We start from the raw sequence: 17,910 nt of genomic DNA on the forward strand, positions 1-17,910 counted from the left end.
CGCCGGCCGACACGTCGCCTCGACTGCAAAGCCCCGGCGGACCGCCGGGGCTTTTTCACATCACGGCGCCAGGGCGTCGGCCGGGGTCACCGCGGCGACGATCCGGTCGACCTCGCCGGCCACCAGCTCCGGCACCGCGTTCTGGACCATGTGCCCGAGGTCGGGCAGCACGATCAGGCGGCTCTGTGGCACGACCCGCGCGAGCGGGCGGGAATGGATGTCGGTATAGACCGTCCGGTCGGCCCCGCCCGCCACGATCGTGACCGGGACCTTGATCTCGCCATAGCGCGGCGCCTGCTCGATCACGGCCTGCTTCAGGGTGACGAGATCGCGGGCATTGGCCATGAACTCGCGCGGGCGCAGCAGCAGCGGCGTCGCGGTCCGGTCGACGAAATCGTCCGGCATCGCCTGCGGCGCGAACACGCCGCGGGCGCCGGGCGCCATCAGCGCCAGGCCGAGCGGCAGCGTGATCGTGTGCGCCAGCAACGGCCCGACCACCGGCGTCGTGACGGCCTCGTTGTAGCGCCCGACCCCGCCCCGCCAGGGATAGGCGACCGGCGCCAGCATCACGAGGCCCGCAACCCGGTCGGGGAAGTCGAGCGCCATGCGCAGGCCGAGCGCGCCGCTCCAGGAATGCACCACCAGGACGACCTGGCCGACGCCGAGCCGCGCCAGCACCTCGTCCAGCATCCGGGCCTGAGCCGCGGGCGTGGAATCCTCAGGCCGCGCGCGCGGGCTCCAGCCGTGGCCGGGACGGTCAACCAGGAGCACCCGGTGGCGCTGCGCCAGGAGATCACCCAGCGGACGGCGCATGGCTTCGAGGTTCGAGCTCGCCCCATGGAGCAGCAAGAGCGGCGGTCCAGACGCGTTGCGCGGCCCGATATCCACAAGATTGATGGTCGCACCGGCGACCGGGATCGCCTGCCCCTGCTGCGGATAGCGCTTTTCGACGATGGCAATACCGGCCCGCGTGGCCAGCGCGAGCCCACCGAGGACCACCGCAATAGTGATTGAAATCATTGATATTTTTCTACGTGTCACGCTGACAGATACGGAGCAGAACGAAGGCGGTTGCGCGGGAAAGCGCGCAATTCCACGTCCCGTCAAGCCAATCCTGTCATCATGGCGTCGTCGGCCATTTTATAACCATGGTCGGGACATTTCCTCGCAATCGGCTGATGGCCGTGAATTACTTGCGGTCAGATCATTGCGTCGTTTGAACACGATGACCGGCCCTGCGTTTTGTTTGGTGTTTTGGGAGGGGGTTACCGATGAGTTTTCGTTCGAGCGAGGCTGCGATCGACGAGATCGTCGCAAGTTGCAATGGCGATCTCCGCGGCGCGCTGAAGGCCCTGCTGCTGGTCAACGAGCATCTCGAGGCCGAGATCGCGCAGCTGTATGCCGCAGCCGCGCAGTACGGCATGCCGGACCGCCGCAGCACCGCATTTCACTGAGTCGGCTGACCGGGCCGGATTGCGCCGATCAGTCCTCGGACGTGATGTCCTTGTTCGGGCACGCGTTGATCGTCGATCGCGCCAGCTTGGCGTCGTCTTTCGACTTGAACGGCCCGGACGCGAACCAGATGTCGCCCATGGTGGGGGTGACGATCGGATTGCTGGTCACGATCTCGCAGCGATTGGTGGCGCGGTTGCCGACCACCCAGAACAGATCCGGATCCTCGGCCCAGGCGGCCGTCGCCGTCATTCCGATGAGCGTTGCCGTCAGCACTGCACGCCTCATTGCGCCACCTCCTCGCCGGATGTCCTCCGATCAACGGCAGGTGGGATGGCGCAGATCGGCCGGCAAGGACGGCCGTCCTGACATGGTTAATCGATCGCCAAGGCTAGATGTCGCGGCCTTCGACCTTTTCGGTCAGCGTCTTGACCAGCTCCGGCACCTTGTCCAGGTGCGGATTGACCTCGAGCGCCTTGCGGAACGCGTCCAGGGCCCGCTTCTCCTCGCCGAGATCCTGCATGATCATGCCGAGACCCGCGAGCGCGCCGAAGTGCCGCGGCTCACGCAGCAGGACCTGCTGGATGTCGGCAAGCGAGCGACCGTAATCGTTCTGGAGGTAATAGATCGTCGCGCGACGGTTCCAGGCCTCGACGTAGTCGGGCCGGAGCTTGATGACCGAATCGAGCAGCTTGAGCGCAACCTCGTTCTGCTTCGCGTCCATCGCTGCCTTGGACCGCGCCATCAGCAGGGCGACGGTGTCACTGGGGGTCTGCAGCCAGATCGCCCAGATCCGCGCCTCGACATGCTTGGCGCTGATCTCGTCCGGCGCCGCCTTCAGGGCGCCGAACAGGAAATCGAGGCCCTTGGTCTTGTCGGCTCCGACCTTGGGCAGCTTGGCGGGCGCCTCGGGCGGCTTCGGCTTGGGCGTCGCGCGCGGCTCGCCCTGCGCTTGCGCAAGGTGCGGTATGGAAATGACGACAACGGCGAGAAGAATCGCCCGCAAGGATCGCTTGGCCATGCCCCAAGTCTAAACGCAGTCGGCGCGTCCTGCAAAGCAGCACGCGCCTCAAAGACCTGTGAGAAGGCCCCTCTTCTCGAGGGGAGATCTACGGGATCAGCCCTGGCGCGCCTTGAAGCGGCGCTGGACCTTGTTGATCACGTAGACGCGGCCCTTGCGGCGGACCAGACGGTTGGCGCGATGGCGGCCACGCAGCGACTTCAGCGAGTTACGGACCTTCATGGGACATCCTGATACGTTGAAAGGCCGTGTTGGACAGGCCGGAAGTGGCAAATACAAAGGGAGTTCCGCAAGCGACCAAGTCGCCCGGATTGGCCGGTTTCTAACCACCAGCCCGCCGGATGTCAATCATGGCGGGCCCCGGCTTCAACAGAACCGGCCGGCGACGGGCCCCTCGATCCAACTTGGCGATTGCCAAATTTGTTATATCCTATAATCAATTTTCCAAAGCCAAGAACCAACCGCCGGGAACGCCCATGCCCAAGCTCGCTCTGCCCAAGATCGACGATGTCGTCGCCATCGACATCCACACCCATGCCGAGGAGCCCTGCGGCATGCATGCGGATGACGGCTACGACGATTTCCAGGCCCAGATGGCCGACTACTTCAAGTCGCCGCACAAGCACCCGCCGACGGTGCCGGAGACGGCGGCCTATTACCGCTCAAAGAACATCGCCGCCGTGATCTTCCCGGTCGACGCCGAGCGCGAGACCGGCTTCCGCCGCTACAACAATTACGAGATGCTCGAGGTCGCCTCCGACCATCTCGATGTGCTGATCCCCTTCGTCAGCATCGATCCGCACAAGGGCAAGCTCGGCGTCCGCGAGGCGCGCAAGCTGATCGAGGAGTATGGCGTCCGCGGCTTCAAGTTCCACCCGACGATGCAGGGCTTCTACGCCAACGACCGGCTGGCCTATCCGCTGTATGAGGCGATCAACGACGGCGGCGCCATCGCGCTGTTCCACACCGGCCAGACCGGCGTCGGCTCGGGCATGCCGGGCGGCATGGGGATGCGGCTGAAGTACTCGAACCCGATGTACATGGACGACGTCGCGGCCGACTTCCCCGACCTCAAGATCATTCTCGCCCACCCCTCCTTCCCCTGGCAGGAGGAGGCGCTGTCGGTCGCGACCCACAAGCCGAACGTGTACATCGACCTCTCCGGCTGGTCGCCAAAGTACTTCCCGCCGATCCTGGTGCGCTACATCAACTCGATCCTGCAGGACAAGATGCTGTTCGGCTCCGACTGGCCGGTGATCACGCCCGACCGCTGGCTCGCCGATTTCGCCAAGCTCGACATCCGCGAGGAGATCCGGCCGAAAGTGTTGAAGGCCAACGCGCGCAGGCTGCTCGGGATCTGAGCCGTCCGACGGCTCGTATCGTCGAGGATCGTGCTATCATCCGCGGGCGCGGTGGCCATCGGCCATCGCGCCTGCCTCTCTCGATGAGGTGAGCGCCGTGCCCTTCAAAGCCTTGGTCTTCGATGCCTATGGCACGCTGTACGACATCCAGTCGGTAGCGGCGGTCACCGAGCAGGCCTTTCCCGGCCACGGCGACATCATCACCCAGATCTGGCGCATCAAGCAGCTCGAATACACCTGGCTGCGCTCGCTGATGCAGCGCTACGAGGATTTTTCGGTCGTTACCCGCGAGTCGCTGCTCTATACGCTGCGCGTTCTCGGCCTGCAGGCGGATGCGATCACACGCGATCGCATCATCGCCAAATATCTCGATCTCGATCCCTACCCTGATGCACGTGCCGCGCTCGCCGCGATGAAGGACCGCCGGCTCGCGATCCTCTCCAACGGCAGCCCAGCGATGCTCGACGGCCTTGTGAAAGCCAGCGCCTTCGACACGCTGCTCGATGCCGTCATCAGCGTCGATGCCCGCAAGATCTTCAAGCCGAGCTCGCAAGCCTATGCGCTGATCGAGGAGACACTCGGGCTTGCGCCCGACGAGGTGCTGTTCGTGTCCTCCAATCCCTGGGACGTCTGCGGCGCCAAGGCCTTCGGTCTCAACGTTGCCTGGATCGAGCGCGTCACTCCCGAAGCCATGGCGGCCGCCTGCATCGAGACCGATCTCGTGTCCCCGCTCACGATGTTCAAGGCGCTGCGGACCCAGATGGACGAGTTGGGTTTTGCGCCCGATCATCGTATTGCTGCGCTTTCCGAATTGCCTGAGATCGTCAACACGCATGAGCCTTGAATCCGTCCGCGCCTTCTTCGCCGAAAAAGCCCCCGACATCGACGTTCTCGTCTCCAGCCAGAGCTCCGCAACCGTGGCGCTCGCGGCGGAAGCCTATGGCGTGGAGCCGGCCCGCATCGCCAAGACGCTGTCGTTGCGCGTCGGCGAGCGCGTCATCCTGATCGTCGCCGCAGGCCACGCGCGCATGGACAACAAGAAGGTGAAGGCGCTGTTCGGCGGCAAGCCGAAGATGCTCGGCCTCGACGAGGTCGCCGACATCACCGGACATGAGGTCGGCGGCGTCTGCCCGTTCGGCTTGAAGTCGCCGCTACCGGTGTATTGCGACGTCTCGCTGAAGGCCTTCGACATCGTGGTGCCCGCCGCGGGCTCGACCCACAGCGCGGTGAAGATCACGCCGGATCGCTTGGCCGAGCTGACGGGAGCCGCATGGGTTGATGTGTGCGAGGTGCAGTCCTGATCGGCTGGGATCGGCGGCCGCGATCATCGCTTCTTCCCCTTCGCGAGTTCCTTCACCAGAAACTCCGTCAGCACCTCGACCCGCGCGGGGCGCGGGCCGCCGGGCGGCATCACCAGATGCATTGCGCCTTCGGGCTGGCTCCAGCCCTTCAGCACCACCTCGACCTCGCCAGACGCGATCGCGTCGCCAACGATGAAATCCGGCAGGTCCGCGATGCCGAGCCCGGCGAGCACCGCCGGCAACAGCGCTTCGCCATTGTTGACGCGCAGCTGTCCCGCCGGCCGTACGCTGGCCTGCTCGCCGGCCGCATTGGTGTAGTGCCAGACGCCGGCGGTGGAGAGATAGGCGTAGCCGAAGCATTTGTGCTCGGCGAGATGCATCGGATGCGTCGGCCGTCCGTGGCGCTTCAGATAGGACGGCGCCGCCACCGTGTAGCGCGGCATGGGGCAAAGGCGGCGCGCGACCAGCGACGAGTCCGGAAGCCGCGCGATCCGCAGCGCGAGGTCGAACCCTTCGCCGATCAGATCGACGGTGGCGTCGCTCATGTGGAGGTCGATCGAGACCTCCGGATATTGCTCTAGGAACGCCGGCAGCAGCGGCGCGATCTTCTTGACGCCGAACGTCATCGGCACCGCGAAGCGCACCAGGCCGCGCGGCGTCAGCGACTGCGCGAGCGCCTCGGTCTCGGCAGCCTCGCCATCGGCGAGCAGCTGCGCGGCACGCTCGGACAGGCGCTGGCCGGCGTCTGTCAGCGCCAAGCGCCGCGAGGTGCGGTTGAACAGCCGCGTACCCAGACGCTCCTCCAGCCGGCTCACCGCCTTGGAGACGGAGGCCTTGGAGAGGCCCAGCTCCTGCGCGGCGCCGGCGAAGGAGCGCAGCTCGACGACCTTCGCGAAGATCGCCATCGCCTCGAAATCCGGAAGTCGCGCCATCGCCTTAAATCTCGTTTTTAGAAACAATAGGTTTCAATAGTTTCTATTTCTATACCCCGGCCGCTCCCTTATTCCAATGCCCAACAGCACGGCGGCCCCGGCCGGCCGTTTCAACCACAGGAGCAGACCCATGATCGAATTGAAGCCCTTTGCGGCGCTGGGCGGCGCCGACCACGGCTGGCTGAAGGCTAAGCACCATTTCTCGTTCGCGAGCTACTACGACCCCAGCAACATGGGCCACGGCGCCCTGCGCGTCTGGAACGACGACGAGATCGCGCCGAACACCGGCTTCCCGGCGCATCCGCACCGGAACATGGAGATCATCACCTATGTCCGCGAGGGTGCGATCACCCATCAGGACAGCCTCGGCAACAAGGGCCGCACCGAGGCCGGCGACGTCCAGGTGATGAGTGCGGGCAGCGGCATCCGCCACTCCGAATACAATCTGGAGCCGACCACGACGCGGATCTTCCAGATCTGGATCGAGCCGACCACCGATGGCGGACAACCGACCTGGGGCGCCAAGCCGTTCCCGAAGTCCGACCGCTCCGGCAAGCTGGTCACGCTGGCGAGCGGCTTCGCAGATGACGGCGACGCGTTGCCGATCCGTGCCAAGGCGCGCGTAGTCGGCACCACGCTGAAGGCCGGCGAGACCGCCGAGTACAGCGCCGACAAGGCCCGCCACATCTATCTGGTGCCCGCAGCCGGCAGCGTCGAAGTGAACGGCGTCCGAGTCAACGCCCGTGACGGCGCCGCCATCCGCGACGAGGCCACACTCAAGATCACCGCGCTCGAAGATTCCGAGCTGGTGCTCGTCGACGCCGCCTGACCTCTCACGCGATCCCGGCCGGGCATCCGGCCGGGACGCTCTCCCCGATCATCCTCGTCCCCACGGAGACTGCCATGACCAAGGTTCTCGTTCTCTACTACTCCGCATACGGCCACATCGAAGCGATGGCCAACGCGGTGGCCGAAGGCGCCCGCGAGACCGGCGCCACCGTCGACGTCAAGCGCGTGCCCGAACTGGTGCCGGCCGACGTCGCCAAGGCCTCCCACTACAAGCTCGACCAGGCCGCTCCGATAGCAAAGGTCGAGGAGCTCGCCGACTACGACGCGATCATCGTCGGTACCGGCACCCGCTTCGGCCGCATGGCCTCGCAGATGGCCAACTTCCTCGATCAGGCCGGCGGCCTGTGGGCCAAGGGCGCGCTCCACGGCAAGGTCGGCGGCGCCTTCACCTCGACCGCGACCCAGCACGGCGGCCAGGAGGTCACGCTGTTCTCGATCATCACCAACCTCTTGCATTTCGGCATGACCATCGTCGGCCTCAACTACGGCTTCGCCGGCCAGATGAAGCTCGACGAGGTCACCGGCGGCTCGCCCTATGGCGCCACCACCATCACCGGCGGTGACGGCAGCCGGCAGCCGAGCGCGAACGAGCTGGCGGGGGCGCGCTATCAGGGCCGCGTCATCGCCGAGACCGCAAAGAAGCTGCATGGCTGATGCGACTGCGGCGGCACTTCCGCAAACGAAGTGCCGCCCCATCTCGCAAAAGTCGGAAGGATGTCAAGGAGGCTGCAATGCCCGCCATGCTCGAACTGGTGACGCTGGCCCGGTTGGCCCGCCATCCCCTGCAGATGATGGCGCGCCGCTGGTACTGCAAGAGCCTGTACCGCGCGAGCCGCGGCCAGCGCCGCTGCCCGGAATGCACGGCCGCTACAGCGGCTTGATCTGCACCTTCCTGAACTTCACGACGCCCGAGCCGTATTGCAGGGCGATCGGTCCCGCCGCGTGCTTGCTGTCGTCGACATCGGCGGTTTTCTCGCCGTTGAGGATCACGGTCAGCCGCGTGCCCTTGGCGGTGATCTCATAGGTATTCCACTTGCCGCCGGCCTTCGGCATCGGATCGACCTTGGACACGTCGACGATCGCGCCGGTGCCGTATTTCGGATCGGGCCGCTTGTCGAAGATGTTGACCTCGTAGCAGATGTTGGAGTCGATCTTCGCCGACTGGTCGCAGCGGATGAAGATGCCGCTGTTGGCGGCGTCATCGACCCAGAACTCGGCCTTGATCTGGAAGTCCTTGTAGCTCTCCTTGGTCACCAGATACGATGGATCCTTGCCATCGAGCTTGTCGGCCGACAGCGCGCCGTCCTTCATCTCCCAATTGGCCTTGCCGACCTCGGTGAAGTCGGCCTTGGTCGTGGAGTCGACCAGGGTCACCCAGCCGTCATCGGCCAATGCCGCTCCCGTCATGCCTGCGCCCGCAATCAATAGTCCGGCCGCGAGCCCTCTCAAGCGATACCGCATCGAAACTCCTCCCTGATTTCTGTTTCGTTCGTCGCCACGATAGCAAAGCGCCGGACAATGCAAACGGGTTTCGATGCTGCACCTGCTCTATCGTCTCCTCCAACTACACCGCCGTGGCGCGCGCAAAATCGACATAGATCTCGCGCAGCCGCGCCGCCACCGGTCCCGGCTTGCCGTCGCCGACGGGCTTGCCGTCGATCGTGACCACCGGCTGCACGAACGAGCTCGCGCTGGTGATGAAGGCTTCCTTCGCCGCGAGCGCCTCCTCCACCGTGAACAGCCGCTCCTCGACCTTGAGCTGGCGCTCCTCGGCGAGCTTCACCACGGCCTTGCGGGTGCAGCCCGGCAGGATCGCGTTCGAGTTCGGCCGCGTCACGATGACGTCGTCCTTGGTCAGGATGAAGGCCGAGGACGAGCCGCCCTCGGTGACATGACCGTCCTCGACCATCCACGCCTCGCCGGCCCCGGCCGCGGCGGCCGCCTGCTTCGCGAGCACCTGCGCCAGCAGCGCCACGCTCTTGATGTCGCGGCGCGCCCAGCGGATGTCGGGCACGGTGATGACGCCAATTCCCGTCTTCGCCGAGGGCGCATTGATGATGTCCTTGGCGGTGACGAACATCACCAAGGTCGGCTTGACGTCGCCCTTGGGAAACGGGAAGTCGCGGCCCTTGTCGGCACCGCGCGTCACCTGCAGATAGACCATGCCCTGGTCGAGCCGGTTGCGTGCGACCAGCTCCTTCTGCAGCTCCTCGATCCGCGCCACGCTCTCCGGCAGCGCCAGCCCGATCTCGCCGACCGAGCGCTCCAGGCGGGCAAGATGCGGGGCACTGTCGACCAGCTTGCCATCGAGCACCGCCGCCACTTCGTAGATGCCGTCGGCAAACAGGAAGCCGCGATCGAGGACCGAGACCTTGGCCTCGGACAGGGGCACGAAGGCGCCGTTGACGTAAGCGATCGGGTCCAAGGACGTGTCTCCATTCTCATCTGCGCACGCAAAGCCATCTGCGTACACCAATTGTTACTCTCGCCGTCATTCGGGGGCGATGCGCAGCATCGAACCCGGAATCTCGAGATTCCGGGTTCGCCCTGCGGGCGCCCCGGAATGACTCACCGGACTAATGCGACAGGATCTTCGACAGGAACTGCTGCGCGCGCTCGCTGCGCGGCTGGCCGAAGAACTCCTCCTTCTTGGCGTCCTCGACGATCTCGCCGCGGTCCATGAAGATGACGCGGTGGGCGACCTTCCTGGCGAAGCCCATCTCGTGGGTCACGACCATCATGGTCATGCCCTCGCGGGCGAGATCAACCATGACATCGAGCACCTCGCTGATCATCTCCGGATCGAGCGCCGAAGTCGGCTCGTCGAACAGCATCGCGATCGGATCCATGGCGAGCGCACGTGCGATCGCCACGCGCTGCTGCTGGCCGCCGGAGAGCTGCGCCGGAAACTTCTGCGCCTGCTCCTTGAGACCGACGCGATCCAGGAGCTTCATGCCCTTCGCGGTCGCTTCCTCATGGCCACGACCCAGCACCTTCTGCTGGGCGAGGCAGAGGTTGTCGATGATCTTGAGATGCGGAAACAGCTCGAAGTGCTGGAACACCATGCCGACCCGCGAGCGCAGCTTCGGCAGGTTGGTCTTGGAATCATTGACCTTGAGGCCGTCGATCGTGATCACGCCGTCCTGGAACGGCTCCAGCGCGTTGACGCATTTGATCAGGGTCGACTTGCCGGAGCCGGAGGGGCCGCAGACCACCACCACCTCGCCCTTGGCGACCGAGGTCGTGCAGTCCTTCAGCACCTGGAAGCTCGGGCTGTACCATTTGTTGACGTGGCTGATTTCGATCATGGGAGCCGACTATCTGATGATGGAGATGCGCGACTGCAGGCGGCGGACGCCGTAGGACGCGACACAGGAGATGGTGAAGTAGACCAGGGCCGCGAACAGGTACATCTCGACCAGGCGGCCGTCGCGCTGGGCGACTTTCGAAGCAGCGCCGAGGAAGTCCGGAATCGAGAGCACGTAGACCAGCGACGTGTCCTGGAACAGCACGATGGTCTGGGTCAGCAGCACCGGCAGCATGTTGCGGAACGCCTGCGGCAACACGACGTAGCGCATGGTCTGCGCATAGGTCAGGCCGAGCGCCGAGGCCGCGGCCGGCTGGCCGCGCGAGATCGACTGGATGCCGGCGCGCATGATCTCGGAGAAATAGGCCGCCTCGAACAGGATGAAGGTGATCAGGGAGGACGCGAACGCGCCGACCTTGATCGGCCGCGACGAGCCGGTGATCCACTGCCCGATATAGGGCACCAAGAAGTAGAACCAGAAGATCACCAGAACCAGCGGCAGCGAGCGCATGAAGTCGACATAGAGCCCGGCGATAAAGCCCATCACCCGATAGCCGGACAGCCGCATCAGCGCGATCAGGGTGCCGAACACAAGACCGCCCGTCGCCGACAGCGCCGTCAAGGTCAGCGTGAAGGTCATGCCGTCGATGAAAAGATAGCTCAGCGAGCGGCGGATGACGTCGAAATCGAAATTGGCCAGCATCTCATTTGCCCGTGATGTAGCCAGGGACCGCCACCGCGCGCTCCAGGAGCCGCATGCCGATCACGACGATGACGTTGATGACGAGATACATCAAGGTGGCGGCGCTGAAGGCCTCGAACACCTGGAACGAGAATTCCTGCATGGCGCGCGCAGCGCCCGTCAGTTCGATCAGACCGATCGTGATTGCGACGGCGCTGTTCTTGACCGTGTTGAGAAATTCGGACGTCAGCGGCGGCAGGATGATGCGGAAAGCCATCGGCAGCAGCACGTAGCGGTAGGCCTGCAAGGTGGTGAGGCCGAGCGCGGTCGCCGCCAGCTTCTGGCCGCGCGGCAGCGAGCCGATGCCGGCCGCCAATTGCACGGCGACACGCGCCGACATGAACAGGCCGATGCCGACGGCCGCCGTATAGAATGGCGCATTGGGCATCTGCTTCAGCCACAGGCCGATCGTGGGCGGCAACAGCTCCGGCAGCACGAAGAACCACAGGAACAGCTGCACCAAAAGCGGCATGTTGCGGAAGAACTCGACATAGGCGAAGGCGATCCAGGTCGCCAGCTTGGACGGCAAGCTGCGCAGGATGCCGACGATCGTGCCGCAGATCAGCGCGATCACCCAGGCCGACAGCGAGGTCACGATGGTGACCTTCAGCCCCGCCAGCAGCATGTCGAAATAGGTGCCGGCCCCGGTCGGGTTCGGCTCCAGGAAGATGTGCCAGTTCCAGGTGTAGTTCACGGGGACATCCTGAGAGGGAATTAGCTCGCAAGTCGCATTACACAGTCTTTGCCAAAAACTCGCTGCGCTCCCTCCCCCCTTGCGGGGGAGGGTCGGGGTCGGGGGTCCACACGGGCAGTCTTTCCTGAGACCCCCACCCCTGCCCCCTCCCCGCAAGGGGGAGGGGGGCACATCGAATTCGGCGCGAGAGCTGCGGCCTCACGTTACGGCTTGTACGAATCCGGATCCGGCGAGTCCGACGGCTTGGCGAACTCGGCCTTCAGTTCGGCCGACAGCGGGGTGTTGAGGTTCAGGCCCTTCGGCGGGATCTTCTGCATGAACCATTTGTCATACAGCTTGGCGCCCTCGCCGCTGGTGTAGATCTTGGCGGTCGCCGCATCGACCACCTTCTTGAACTGCGGATCGTCCTTGCGCAGCATGATGCCGTAGGGCTCGGGCTTCGAGAACGCGTCCTTGGAGACGACATAGGCGGCCGGATCCTTGGAGCCGGCGACGAGGCTCGCCAGAAGAATGTCGTCCATCACGAAGGCGACGGCGCGATCGGTCTCCACCATCAGGAAGGCCTCGGCATGATCCTTGGCCGGGATGATGTTGATGCCGAGGTTGCGCGCGGCATTGGCCTCGGTCAACTGCTTGATGTTGGTGGTGCCGGCGGTCGACACGACCGATTTCCCCTTCAGATCGTCGATCGAGTTGATCTTGCTCGCCTTCTTCGAGACGTAGCGGCTCGCCGTCAGGAAGTGGGTGTTGGTGAAGGAGATCTGCTTCTGGCGCTCGGCATTGTTGGTGGTCGAGCCGCATTCCAGATCGATGGTGCCGTTGGCGAGCAGCGGGATGCGGGTCGACGACGTCACCGGGTTGAGCTTCACATCGAGCTTGTCGAGCTTGAGCTCCTTCTTCACGGCATCGACGATGCCCATGCAGATGTCGATGGCAAAGCCGATCGGCTTCTGATTGTCGTCGAGATAGGAGAACGGGATCGAGGAGTCGCGGACGCCGAGCGTAATGGTGCCGGTCTCCTTGATGTTCTTCAGGGTCCCCGTCAGGTCCTCGGCCTGCACCTGGCCGGCGCAGAGCGCGGCGGCGACGGCAAGACCGAATAGGCGAAGCTGCTTCATAACTGATCTCCTCAATCCGGCTGATCGCCGGATGCTTGCATAAACCACAGCGAACTCAAAATGGCCCCCGCCCCCGGACGATCTCCGGCCGGACGAGCGCGGGCACCATAGACCGCCCCGCGGCGGGACGTCCTCGGACGATTGCGACAAATTGCCTGTCCCGCGTCCCCTTCGACAAGACGTCCGGGCTGAAACGGCAGCGCCGAACGTCGGGATGGTAAACTACGAGGGGCTCGCAGGCCCCGCGACCAGACGAAAGTTGCAGGCGGGTTCCCGCACGCGGCAATGCAACCGCACGGCACACGGACCTCATGGTTCGAGACGCGCCGCGCCCACCTTCCGTCTTCCTGGCCGGCGCGCGCTCCTCACCAGACGCCAGGCGATGTGTGCTCATGCCTCCTTCTCGGCTCACAACGGCTTCCGCAATTCACCAAGATCCCAGAACAGCCCGGCCATCAGGCCGAGCGCCTCGTCCGTGACATCCAGCAGGATGTGCTCATCCGGCGCGTGCTGCGAGCAGCCCGGGTAGGAATGCGGCACCCACATGGTCGGCATCTTCAACACGTCGGCAAACACGTCATTGGGCAGCGAGCCGCCGAAGTTCGGCAGCACCGCGGGCGCCTTGCCGGTGCTCATCTTGATGGACTCCGCGGCCCATTTGATCCAGGGGCTGTCGATGTCGGCGCGCGAGGCCGCGAAGCCTTGCGTCATGCTGACCTCGACCATCGGGAAGCCGTGCGCGACGAGATGGCTCCTCACGTCCTCCACGATGCTGTCGACCTTGGTGCCGACCACGAAGCGCAGCTGCAGCACGGCGCGGGCGCGGCCGGGGATCGCATTCGCCGGCTTGTCGATATTGCCGGAGGAGATCGCGAGCACCTCGAGCGTATTCCAGGCATAGAGCCGCTCCGCCGGCGTCAGCCCCTCCTCGCCCCAATGGTCCGACAGCGCCGGCTCGTCGGCGGTCGGCTCCACCTTCACGTCGGCGAGGATGGCGCGGATGGCATTGGTGAGGCGCGGCGGCTTCAAGGTATCGAGCTTGATACGGCCATGGCCGTCGACCAGCGTGGAAATGGCATTGGCAAGGATGGTCGCGGGATTGGCGAGCACGCCGCCCCAATTGCCGGAATGGTTGCCGCCCTCGCGCAGGTTGACGTCGAGATGCAACCGGATGCCGCCGCGGCAGCCGAGAAAGATGGTGGGGCGCGCCGTCGACAGCCGCGGGCCGTCCGAGCCGATGAAAACGTCGGCCTTCAAGGCGTCGCGATGCAGATCGGCCACCCTGGCGAGATCGGGCGAGCCGATCTCCTCGCCCATCTCCATGATGAACTTGGCATTGAAGCCGAGCTTGCCGCCGCGGGCCTCGCGCACCGCGCGCAGCGCCGCCATGTTGATGCTGTGCTGGCCCTTGTTGTCGGCGGTGCCGCGGCCATAGAGACGATTGCCCGCTGGCGTCACCGCCCAGGGATCGCGGCCGTCGCGCCATTCGCCGGCCATGCCGTCGACGGTGTCGCCGTGGCCATAGCTGAGCATCGTCGGGGCGCTGTCGCTCTCGTGGTAGGTCGCGATCAGGAACGGCGACTTGCCGCTCGGCGAGGGCACGATCTCGGAGGAAAAGCCGAGCGCTGCAAAGGACGGCGTCAGCTCGTTGGTCAGATACGCCGCGAGGTCGTCCTTGCGCTCGGGATTGAGGCTCTCGGTGCGATAGGCGACCCGGCGGCCGAGCTCGGCCAAGAAGTCACCGCTCGTCAGGCTCTGACGGGCACGGGCGATTGCATCAATCCTGGTCATGGCGCTTTTCCAGTCACAACGAAGGCGGCGTCATATCGGGATCGCGCGACGAGCGGAAGGGGCTGGGTTTGAATTCAATGCTGACATCAAGCAAGTCTCGGATTTCGGAACTTGTCGCAGAGATCGATGATGGGCGTGTGTCGGGATGCGCGCTTCCGTTCTCGCGGCGCCAGGAGCGTCCGAGGTTTGCCGGTGCGGTGCCTTCGCAAGGCGGAGGGCGCGGGGATGCCCGGCGAAGGCCTCACCCATGGCTCGCCTGCAGAAGAAAAGCAGGCGGCAGTCACCAAAGGTTCGGCCGGACGTCCGGCATTCCCCGCGCGACGGGAGTAACGCTCAGTTCACCGCGTTGCTGACCATCACCTCGATCAGCTTGGCGCCGGGGCGGCGGAACGCCGCCGAGAGCGTCGGCTGCAATTCACGGGGATCGCTGATGCGCATTGCCTCGCAGCCGAGCGAGCGGGCGAGCCCGGCAAAATCCACCTGCGGATCGACAAAATCCATGCCGATATAGTTGTCGTCACCGTGGAACGACAGCAGCCGCTGCTTGATGATGCGGTAGCCGCCATTGTTGACGATGACCACCGACAGCGGCAGCTTGTGATGCGCTGCGGTCCACAGCGCCTGGATCGAATACATCGCGCTGCCGTCGCCGGAGTAGCAGACCACGGGGCGATCGGGATTGGCGAGGCTGACGCCGACCGAGGCCGGCAGGCCCCAGCCGATGCCCCCCGAGGCGAGCGCGTGATAGTTGTAGCGGTCGCGGTACGGCCACAGCGCCGTCATGTAGCGCGCCGAGGTCAGGCCCTCGTCGACCATGATGCCGTGCTCCGGCATCGCCTCGGCGACCTGCAGCGCCAGGTAGTCCGGATCGATCGGCGTCCGCTCGCGCGCCGCTTCGATCTGCGCGGCCAGCTTGCGGCGCCGCGCGCTCCAGTTCTTCGAGGACAATTCGGCCAGGCGTTCCTGCGCACGCGCCTGCAGGGCCGCGCCGCCGAGCTCGCGCAAGAGCGGCGTGAGCTGAAGCAGCGTCTCGCGAACGTCGGCCTTCAGCGCGATCTCGGCACCGAAATTCTTTCCCAGCTCCCAATCGACGAGGCCGATCTGCACGATCGGCAAGCCCTCGGGCAGCGGCTCGATCTCGCTGTGCACGGACATCCGCAAGGGATCGGCGCCGAGCACGATGAGAAGATCGTGTGGCGCGAGCAGGTCGCGGACCTGCTGCTGCGCGCGCGACAATGAGCCGATGTAGCAGGGATGCTCGGACAGGAAATGCGCGCCATAGGGCGCGGACTGCTGATGCACGGGAGCGCCGATCGCCGACGCGAACTCGGCCGCCTCCCGCAGCGCATCGCTCTTGACGACCTCGTCGCCGGTGATGACCACCGGCCGCTGCGCCTTGAGAATGCGCTGCGCCAGCCCCTGCAAAGCGTCCGCGGCCGGCAACACGCGCGCATCGACCCGGGTGGAACGGCCGAGCTCGATGCCGGCTTCGGCATTGAGGATATCGCCGGGCAGCGAGATGAAGACGGGACCGGTCGGCGGCGTGGTCGCCACCTTGGCGGCGCGCCTGATGATGCGCGGCAGGTCCTCCAGCCTCGTCACCTCGACCGCCCATTTCACCAGCGGCTCGGCCATCCGCACCAGCGGGCCGTAGAGCAATGGCTCCATCAGGCCGTGGCCCTGCTCCTGCTGGCCGGCGGTGAGGATCATCGGCGTCCCGGTGAACTGCGCATTGTAGAGCGCGCCCATGGCGTTGCCGAGACCCGGCGCGACGTGGACGTTGCAGGCGACGAGGCGTCCCGAGGCGCGACTGAAGCCGTCGGCGATCGCCACCACCAGGCTCTCCTGCATCGCCATGACGTAGGTGAGATCGGGATGATCCTTCAGGGCATGCATGATCGGCAATTCGGTGGTGCCGGGATTGCCGAACAGATGCGTGATGCCCTCATCCTTGAGCAGCGCGAGGAAGGCCGAACGTCCGGTCGTGCGGTTCTTCATGGGGCAAATCCTCTGGGCAACGCGATGTTGTTTTGTATTGCGACCTCTCACCCCGTCATGGCCGGGCTCGTCCCGGCCATCCACGTCGTCCGGCATTCTCCGAAGGACGTGGATGCCCGGGACAAGCCCGGGCATGACGATGTGGAGACAGGCGAGCGAAAAGCTCGGATCGATATATGCGACGCGCCTCGCGATGACGACGGAGTGAGCGGGTTATGCCGTCACCGTCTCCTGATACACCGGATAGTCCGTGTAGCCCTTCTCCTCGCCGCCGTAGAAGGTCGGGCGGTGATAGGGCGTCAGCGGCCAGCCGTGCTGCAGCCGGGCGGGCAGGTCCGGGTTGGAGATGAAGGTGCGGCCGAAGGCGATGGCGTCGGCGAGGCCGGCCCGGAGCGCGGCGTCGGCCGGCTCGCCCGTGAAGCCGCCGGCGCCGATCAGGACGCCCCTCCACACCGGCCGGAACAGAGCGATGGCCGACGGCACGTTCTGCCAGTTGACGTCGGCGCGGCCGGCGCCGGAGGAGCGCGGCTCGATCAGGTGCAGATAGGCGATGCCAAGCTTGTCGAGCGCCTCGATCGCATGGGTATAGAGCGGCATCGGGTCGGCTTCGCCGGAGCCGTTGGCGATGCCATAGGGCGACAGCCGCACGCCGACCTTGTCGGCGCCGCAGGCATCGATCACCGCCTGCGTGACCTCAAGCAGGAAGCGGCAGCGGTTCGCGATTGCGCCGCCGTAGCGGTCGGTGCGCTGGTTGCTGCGGGTCTGCAGGAACTGCTCGATCAGATAGCCGTTCGCGCCATGCACCTCGACGCCGTCGAAGCCGGCGGCCATCGCATTGCGCGCGGCTTGGCCGTAGGCGGCGACAAGCGCGGGGATCTCGTCGGTGTCGAGCGCACGCGGCGTCTCGTAAGCTGCGCCTTTGCCGTCCGCCGTCATCGCCTTGAGATCGTCGCCGATCGCGATCGCCGACGGCGCCACCGGCAGCGCGCCGCCCGGCTGGAACGAGGAATGCGAGACGCGGCCGACGTGCCAGAGCTGCAGGAAGATGAATCCGCCCTTGGCATGCACCGCATCGACGACCTGCTTCCAGCCGGCGATCTGCGCCGCGCTGTAGATGCCCGGCACGTTCGGGCTGCCGGTGCCGGTCGGCAGCACCGGCGAGGCCTCGGCGATGATCAGCCCGCCCGGCGTCGCGCGCTGCGCATAATACTCGACGTTGAGCGGCCGCGGCGCGAGCGTCTCCCTTGCGGCGCGCATGCGGGTCAACGGCGCCATCACGACGCGGTGCTTGAGGCGATAAGGACCGATCGTGAGCGGTGAAAACAGCGCAGGCAGCATTTCGTC

At 65.6% G+C, this 17,910-nt stretch carries 21 protein-coding genes; 7 read left to right on the forward strand and 14 right to left on the reverse strand.

The genetic code is table 11. The features are described from left to right. Positions 1–60: 60 nt before the first annotated feature. The gene (locus QX041_RS33425; protein WP_316168049.1) at positions 61–1,020 is read right to left on the reverse strand and encodes an alpha/beta hydrolase; all 960 of its coding nucleotides are present in this window, start codon (positions 1,018–1,020) and stop codon (positions 61–63) included. Positions 1,021–1,271: 251 nt separating this feature from the next. On the opposite strand from QX041_RS33425, the gene QX041_RS33430 reads away from it, so the two are divergent. After that, positions 1,272–1,454, forward strand: a complete 183-nt coding sequence (locus tag QX041_RS33430; protein ID WP_315716646.1) for a hypothetical protein — start codon at positions 1,272–1,274, stop codon at positions 1,452–1,454. A 28-nt stretch (positions 1,455–1,482) separates the two neighbouring features. Here the strand turns inward: QX041_RS33430 and QX041_RS33435 are convergent, their stop codons facing one another. From QX041_RS33435 to ykgO, 3 genes are all read right to left on the reverse strand, one after another. After that, positions 1,483–1,740, reverse strand: a complete 258-nt coding sequence (locus tag QX041_RS33435; protein WP_316168050.1) for a hypothetical protein — start codon at positions 1,738–1,740, stop codon at positions 1,483–1,485. Between the two features lie 103 nt (positions 1,741–1,843). After that, positions 1,844–2,473: a tetratricopeptide repeat protein gene (locus QX041_RS33440; RefSeq protein WP_316168051.1), complete on the reverse strand. Its 630-nt coding sequence runs from the start codon at positions 2,471–2,473 to the stop codon at positions 1,844–1,846. A 96-nt stretch (positions 2,474–2,569) separates the two neighbouring features. After that, the gene (gene ykgO, locus QX041_RS33445) at positions 2,570–2,695 is read right to left on the reverse strand and encodes a type B 50S ribosomal protein L36 (protein ID WP_006611362.1); all 126 of its coding nucleotides are present in this window, start codon (positions 2,693–2,695) and stop codon (positions 2,570–2,572) included. A gap of 254 nt (positions 2,696–2,949) precedes the next feature. On the opposite strand from ykgO, the gene QX041_RS33450 reads away from it, so the two are divergent. The 3 genes from QX041_RS33450 to QX041_RS33460 all read left to right on the forward strand — a co-directional run bounded on the left by QX041_RS33450 (position 2,950) and on the right by QX041_RS33460 (position 5,135). After that, positions 2,950–3,834 (forward strand): amidohydrolase family protein, encoded by an 885-nt coding sequence (locus QX041_RS33450; RefSeq protein WP_315716643.1) that lies wholly within the window; start codon positions 2,950–2,952, stop codon positions 3,832–3,834. 97 nt (positions 3,835–3,931) lie between these two features. Beyond that, entirely contained in the window at positions 3,932–4,678 is a 747-nt protein-coding gene (locus tag QX041_RS33455) for a haloacid dehalogenase type II (RefSeq protein WP_316168052.1), read from the forward strand. Continuing rightward, positions 4,668–5,135, forward strand: coding sequence for a YbaK/EbsC family protein (locus tag QX041_RS33460; protein ID WP_315716641.1), 468 nt, complete (start codon positions 4,668–4,670; stop codon positions 5,133–5,135). The genes QX041_RS33455 and QX041_RS33460 overlap by 11 nt, the downstream gene beginning before the upstream one ends. 23 nt (positions 5,136–5,158) lie before the next feature. Here QX041_RS33460 and QX041_RS33465 read toward each other — a convergent pair whose 3' ends face one another. Next, on the reverse strand, positions 5,159–6,067 hold the full coding sequence (locus tag QX041_RS33465; protein WP_315716640.1) for a LysR family transcriptional regulator: 909 nt from the start codon (positions 6,065–6,067) through the stop codon (positions 5,159–5,161). Between the two features lie 130 nt (positions 6,068–6,197). Between QX041_RS33465 and QX041_RS33470 the strand changes: the two genes are divergently transcribed. From QX041_RS33470 to QX041_RS33480, 3 genes are all read left to right on the forward strand, one after another. Next, entirely contained in the window at positions 6,198–6,896 is a 699-nt protein-coding gene (locus tag QX041_RS33470) for a pirin family protein (protein ID WP_315825411.1), read from the forward strand. Between the two features lie 74 nt (positions 6,897–6,970). Then, positions 6,971–7,570: an NAD(P)H:quinone oxidoreductase gene (gene wrbA / locus QX041_RS33475; RefSeq protein WP_315825412.1), complete on the forward strand. Its 600-nt coding sequence runs from the start codon at positions 6,971–6,973 to the stop codon at positions 7,568–7,570. A 77-nt stretch (positions 7,571–7,647) separates the two neighbouring features. Further along, the gene (locus QX041_RS33480) at positions 7,648–7,797 is read left to right on the forward strand and encodes a hypothetical protein (RefSeq protein WP_315736529.1); all 150 of its coding nucleotides are present in this window, start codon (positions 7,648–7,650) and stop codon (positions 7,795–7,797) included. Here QX041_RS33480 and QX041_RS33485 read toward each other — a convergent pair. The 9 genes from QX041_RS33485 to QX041_RS33525 form a co-directional block, all read right to left on the reverse strand. Beyond that, positions 7,784–8,377, reverse strand: a complete 594-nt coding sequence (locus QX041_RS33485) for a DUF1080 domain-containing protein (protein ID WP_315753381.1) — start codon at positions 8,375–8,377, stop codon at positions 7,784–7,786. The genes QX041_RS33480 and QX041_RS33485 overlap by 14 nt on opposite strands. Positions 8,378–8,480: 103 nt before the next feature. Continuing rightward, positions 8,481–9,341, reverse strand: coding sequence for a D-amino-acid transaminase (locus QX041_RS33490; RefSeq protein WP_315753379.1), 861 nt, complete (start codon positions 9,339–9,341; stop codon positions 8,481–8,483). A 151-nt stretch (positions 9,342–9,492) separates the two neighbouring features. Next, positions 9,493–10,224 carry an amino acid ABC transporter ATP-binding protein gene (locus tag QX041_RS33495; protein WP_315753377.1) on the reverse strand — a complete coding sequence of 244 codons (732 nt, stop codon included), beginning with the start codon at positions 10,222–10,224 and terminating at the stop codon, positions 9,493–9,495. 9 nt (positions 10,225–10,233) lie between these two features. Beyond that, positions 10,234–10,926, reverse strand: coding sequence for an amino acid ABC transporter permease (locus QX041_RS33500; protein WP_315736525.1), 693 nt, complete (start codon positions 10,924–10,926; stop codon positions 10,234–10,236). Between the two features lies 1 nt (position 10,927). Next, on the reverse strand, positions 10,928–11,659 hold the full coding sequence (locus tag QX041_RS33505; protein ID WP_315736524.1) for an amino acid ABC transporter permease: 732 nt from the start codon (positions 11,657–11,659) through the stop codon (positions 10,928–10,930). A gap of 203 nt (positions 11,660–11,862) precedes the next feature. After that, a complete protein-coding gene (locus QX041_RS33510; protein ID WP_315753374.1) occupies positions 11,863–12,777 on the reverse strand; it encodes an amino acid ABC transporter substrate-binding protein in 915 nt (304 codons plus the stop codon). A 408-nt stretch (positions 12,778–13,185) separates the two neighbouring features. After that, positions 13,186–14,568 carry a M20 family metallopeptidase gene (locus tag QX041_RS33515; protein WP_316168053.1) on the reverse strand — a complete coding sequence of 461 codons (1,383 nt, stop codon included), beginning with the start codon at positions 14,566–14,568 and terminating at the stop codon, positions 13,186–13,188. A 333-nt stretch (positions 14,569–14,901) separates the two neighbouring features. Then, on the reverse strand, positions 14,902–16,566 hold the full coding sequence (locus QX041_RS33520) for a thiamine pyrophosphate-binding protein (protein WP_316168054.1): 1,665 nt from the start codon (positions 16,564–16,566) through the stop codon (positions 14,902–14,904). Between the two features lie 213 nt (positions 16,567–16,779). Further along, positions 16,780–17,904, reverse strand: a complete 1,125-nt coding sequence (locus QX041_RS33525; RefSeq protein WP_316168055.1) for an alkene reductase — start codon at positions 17,902–17,904, stop codon at positions 16,780–16,782. Between the last annotated feature and the right edge of the window lie 6 nt (positions 17,905–17,910).

It is taken from the genome of Bradyrhizobium sp. SZCCHNRI2009 (assembly GCF_032485115.1).
In the GTDB taxonomy this organism is placed as follows: Bacteria; Pseudomonadota; Alphaproteobacteria; order Rhizobiales; family Xanthobacteraceae; genus Bradyrhizobium.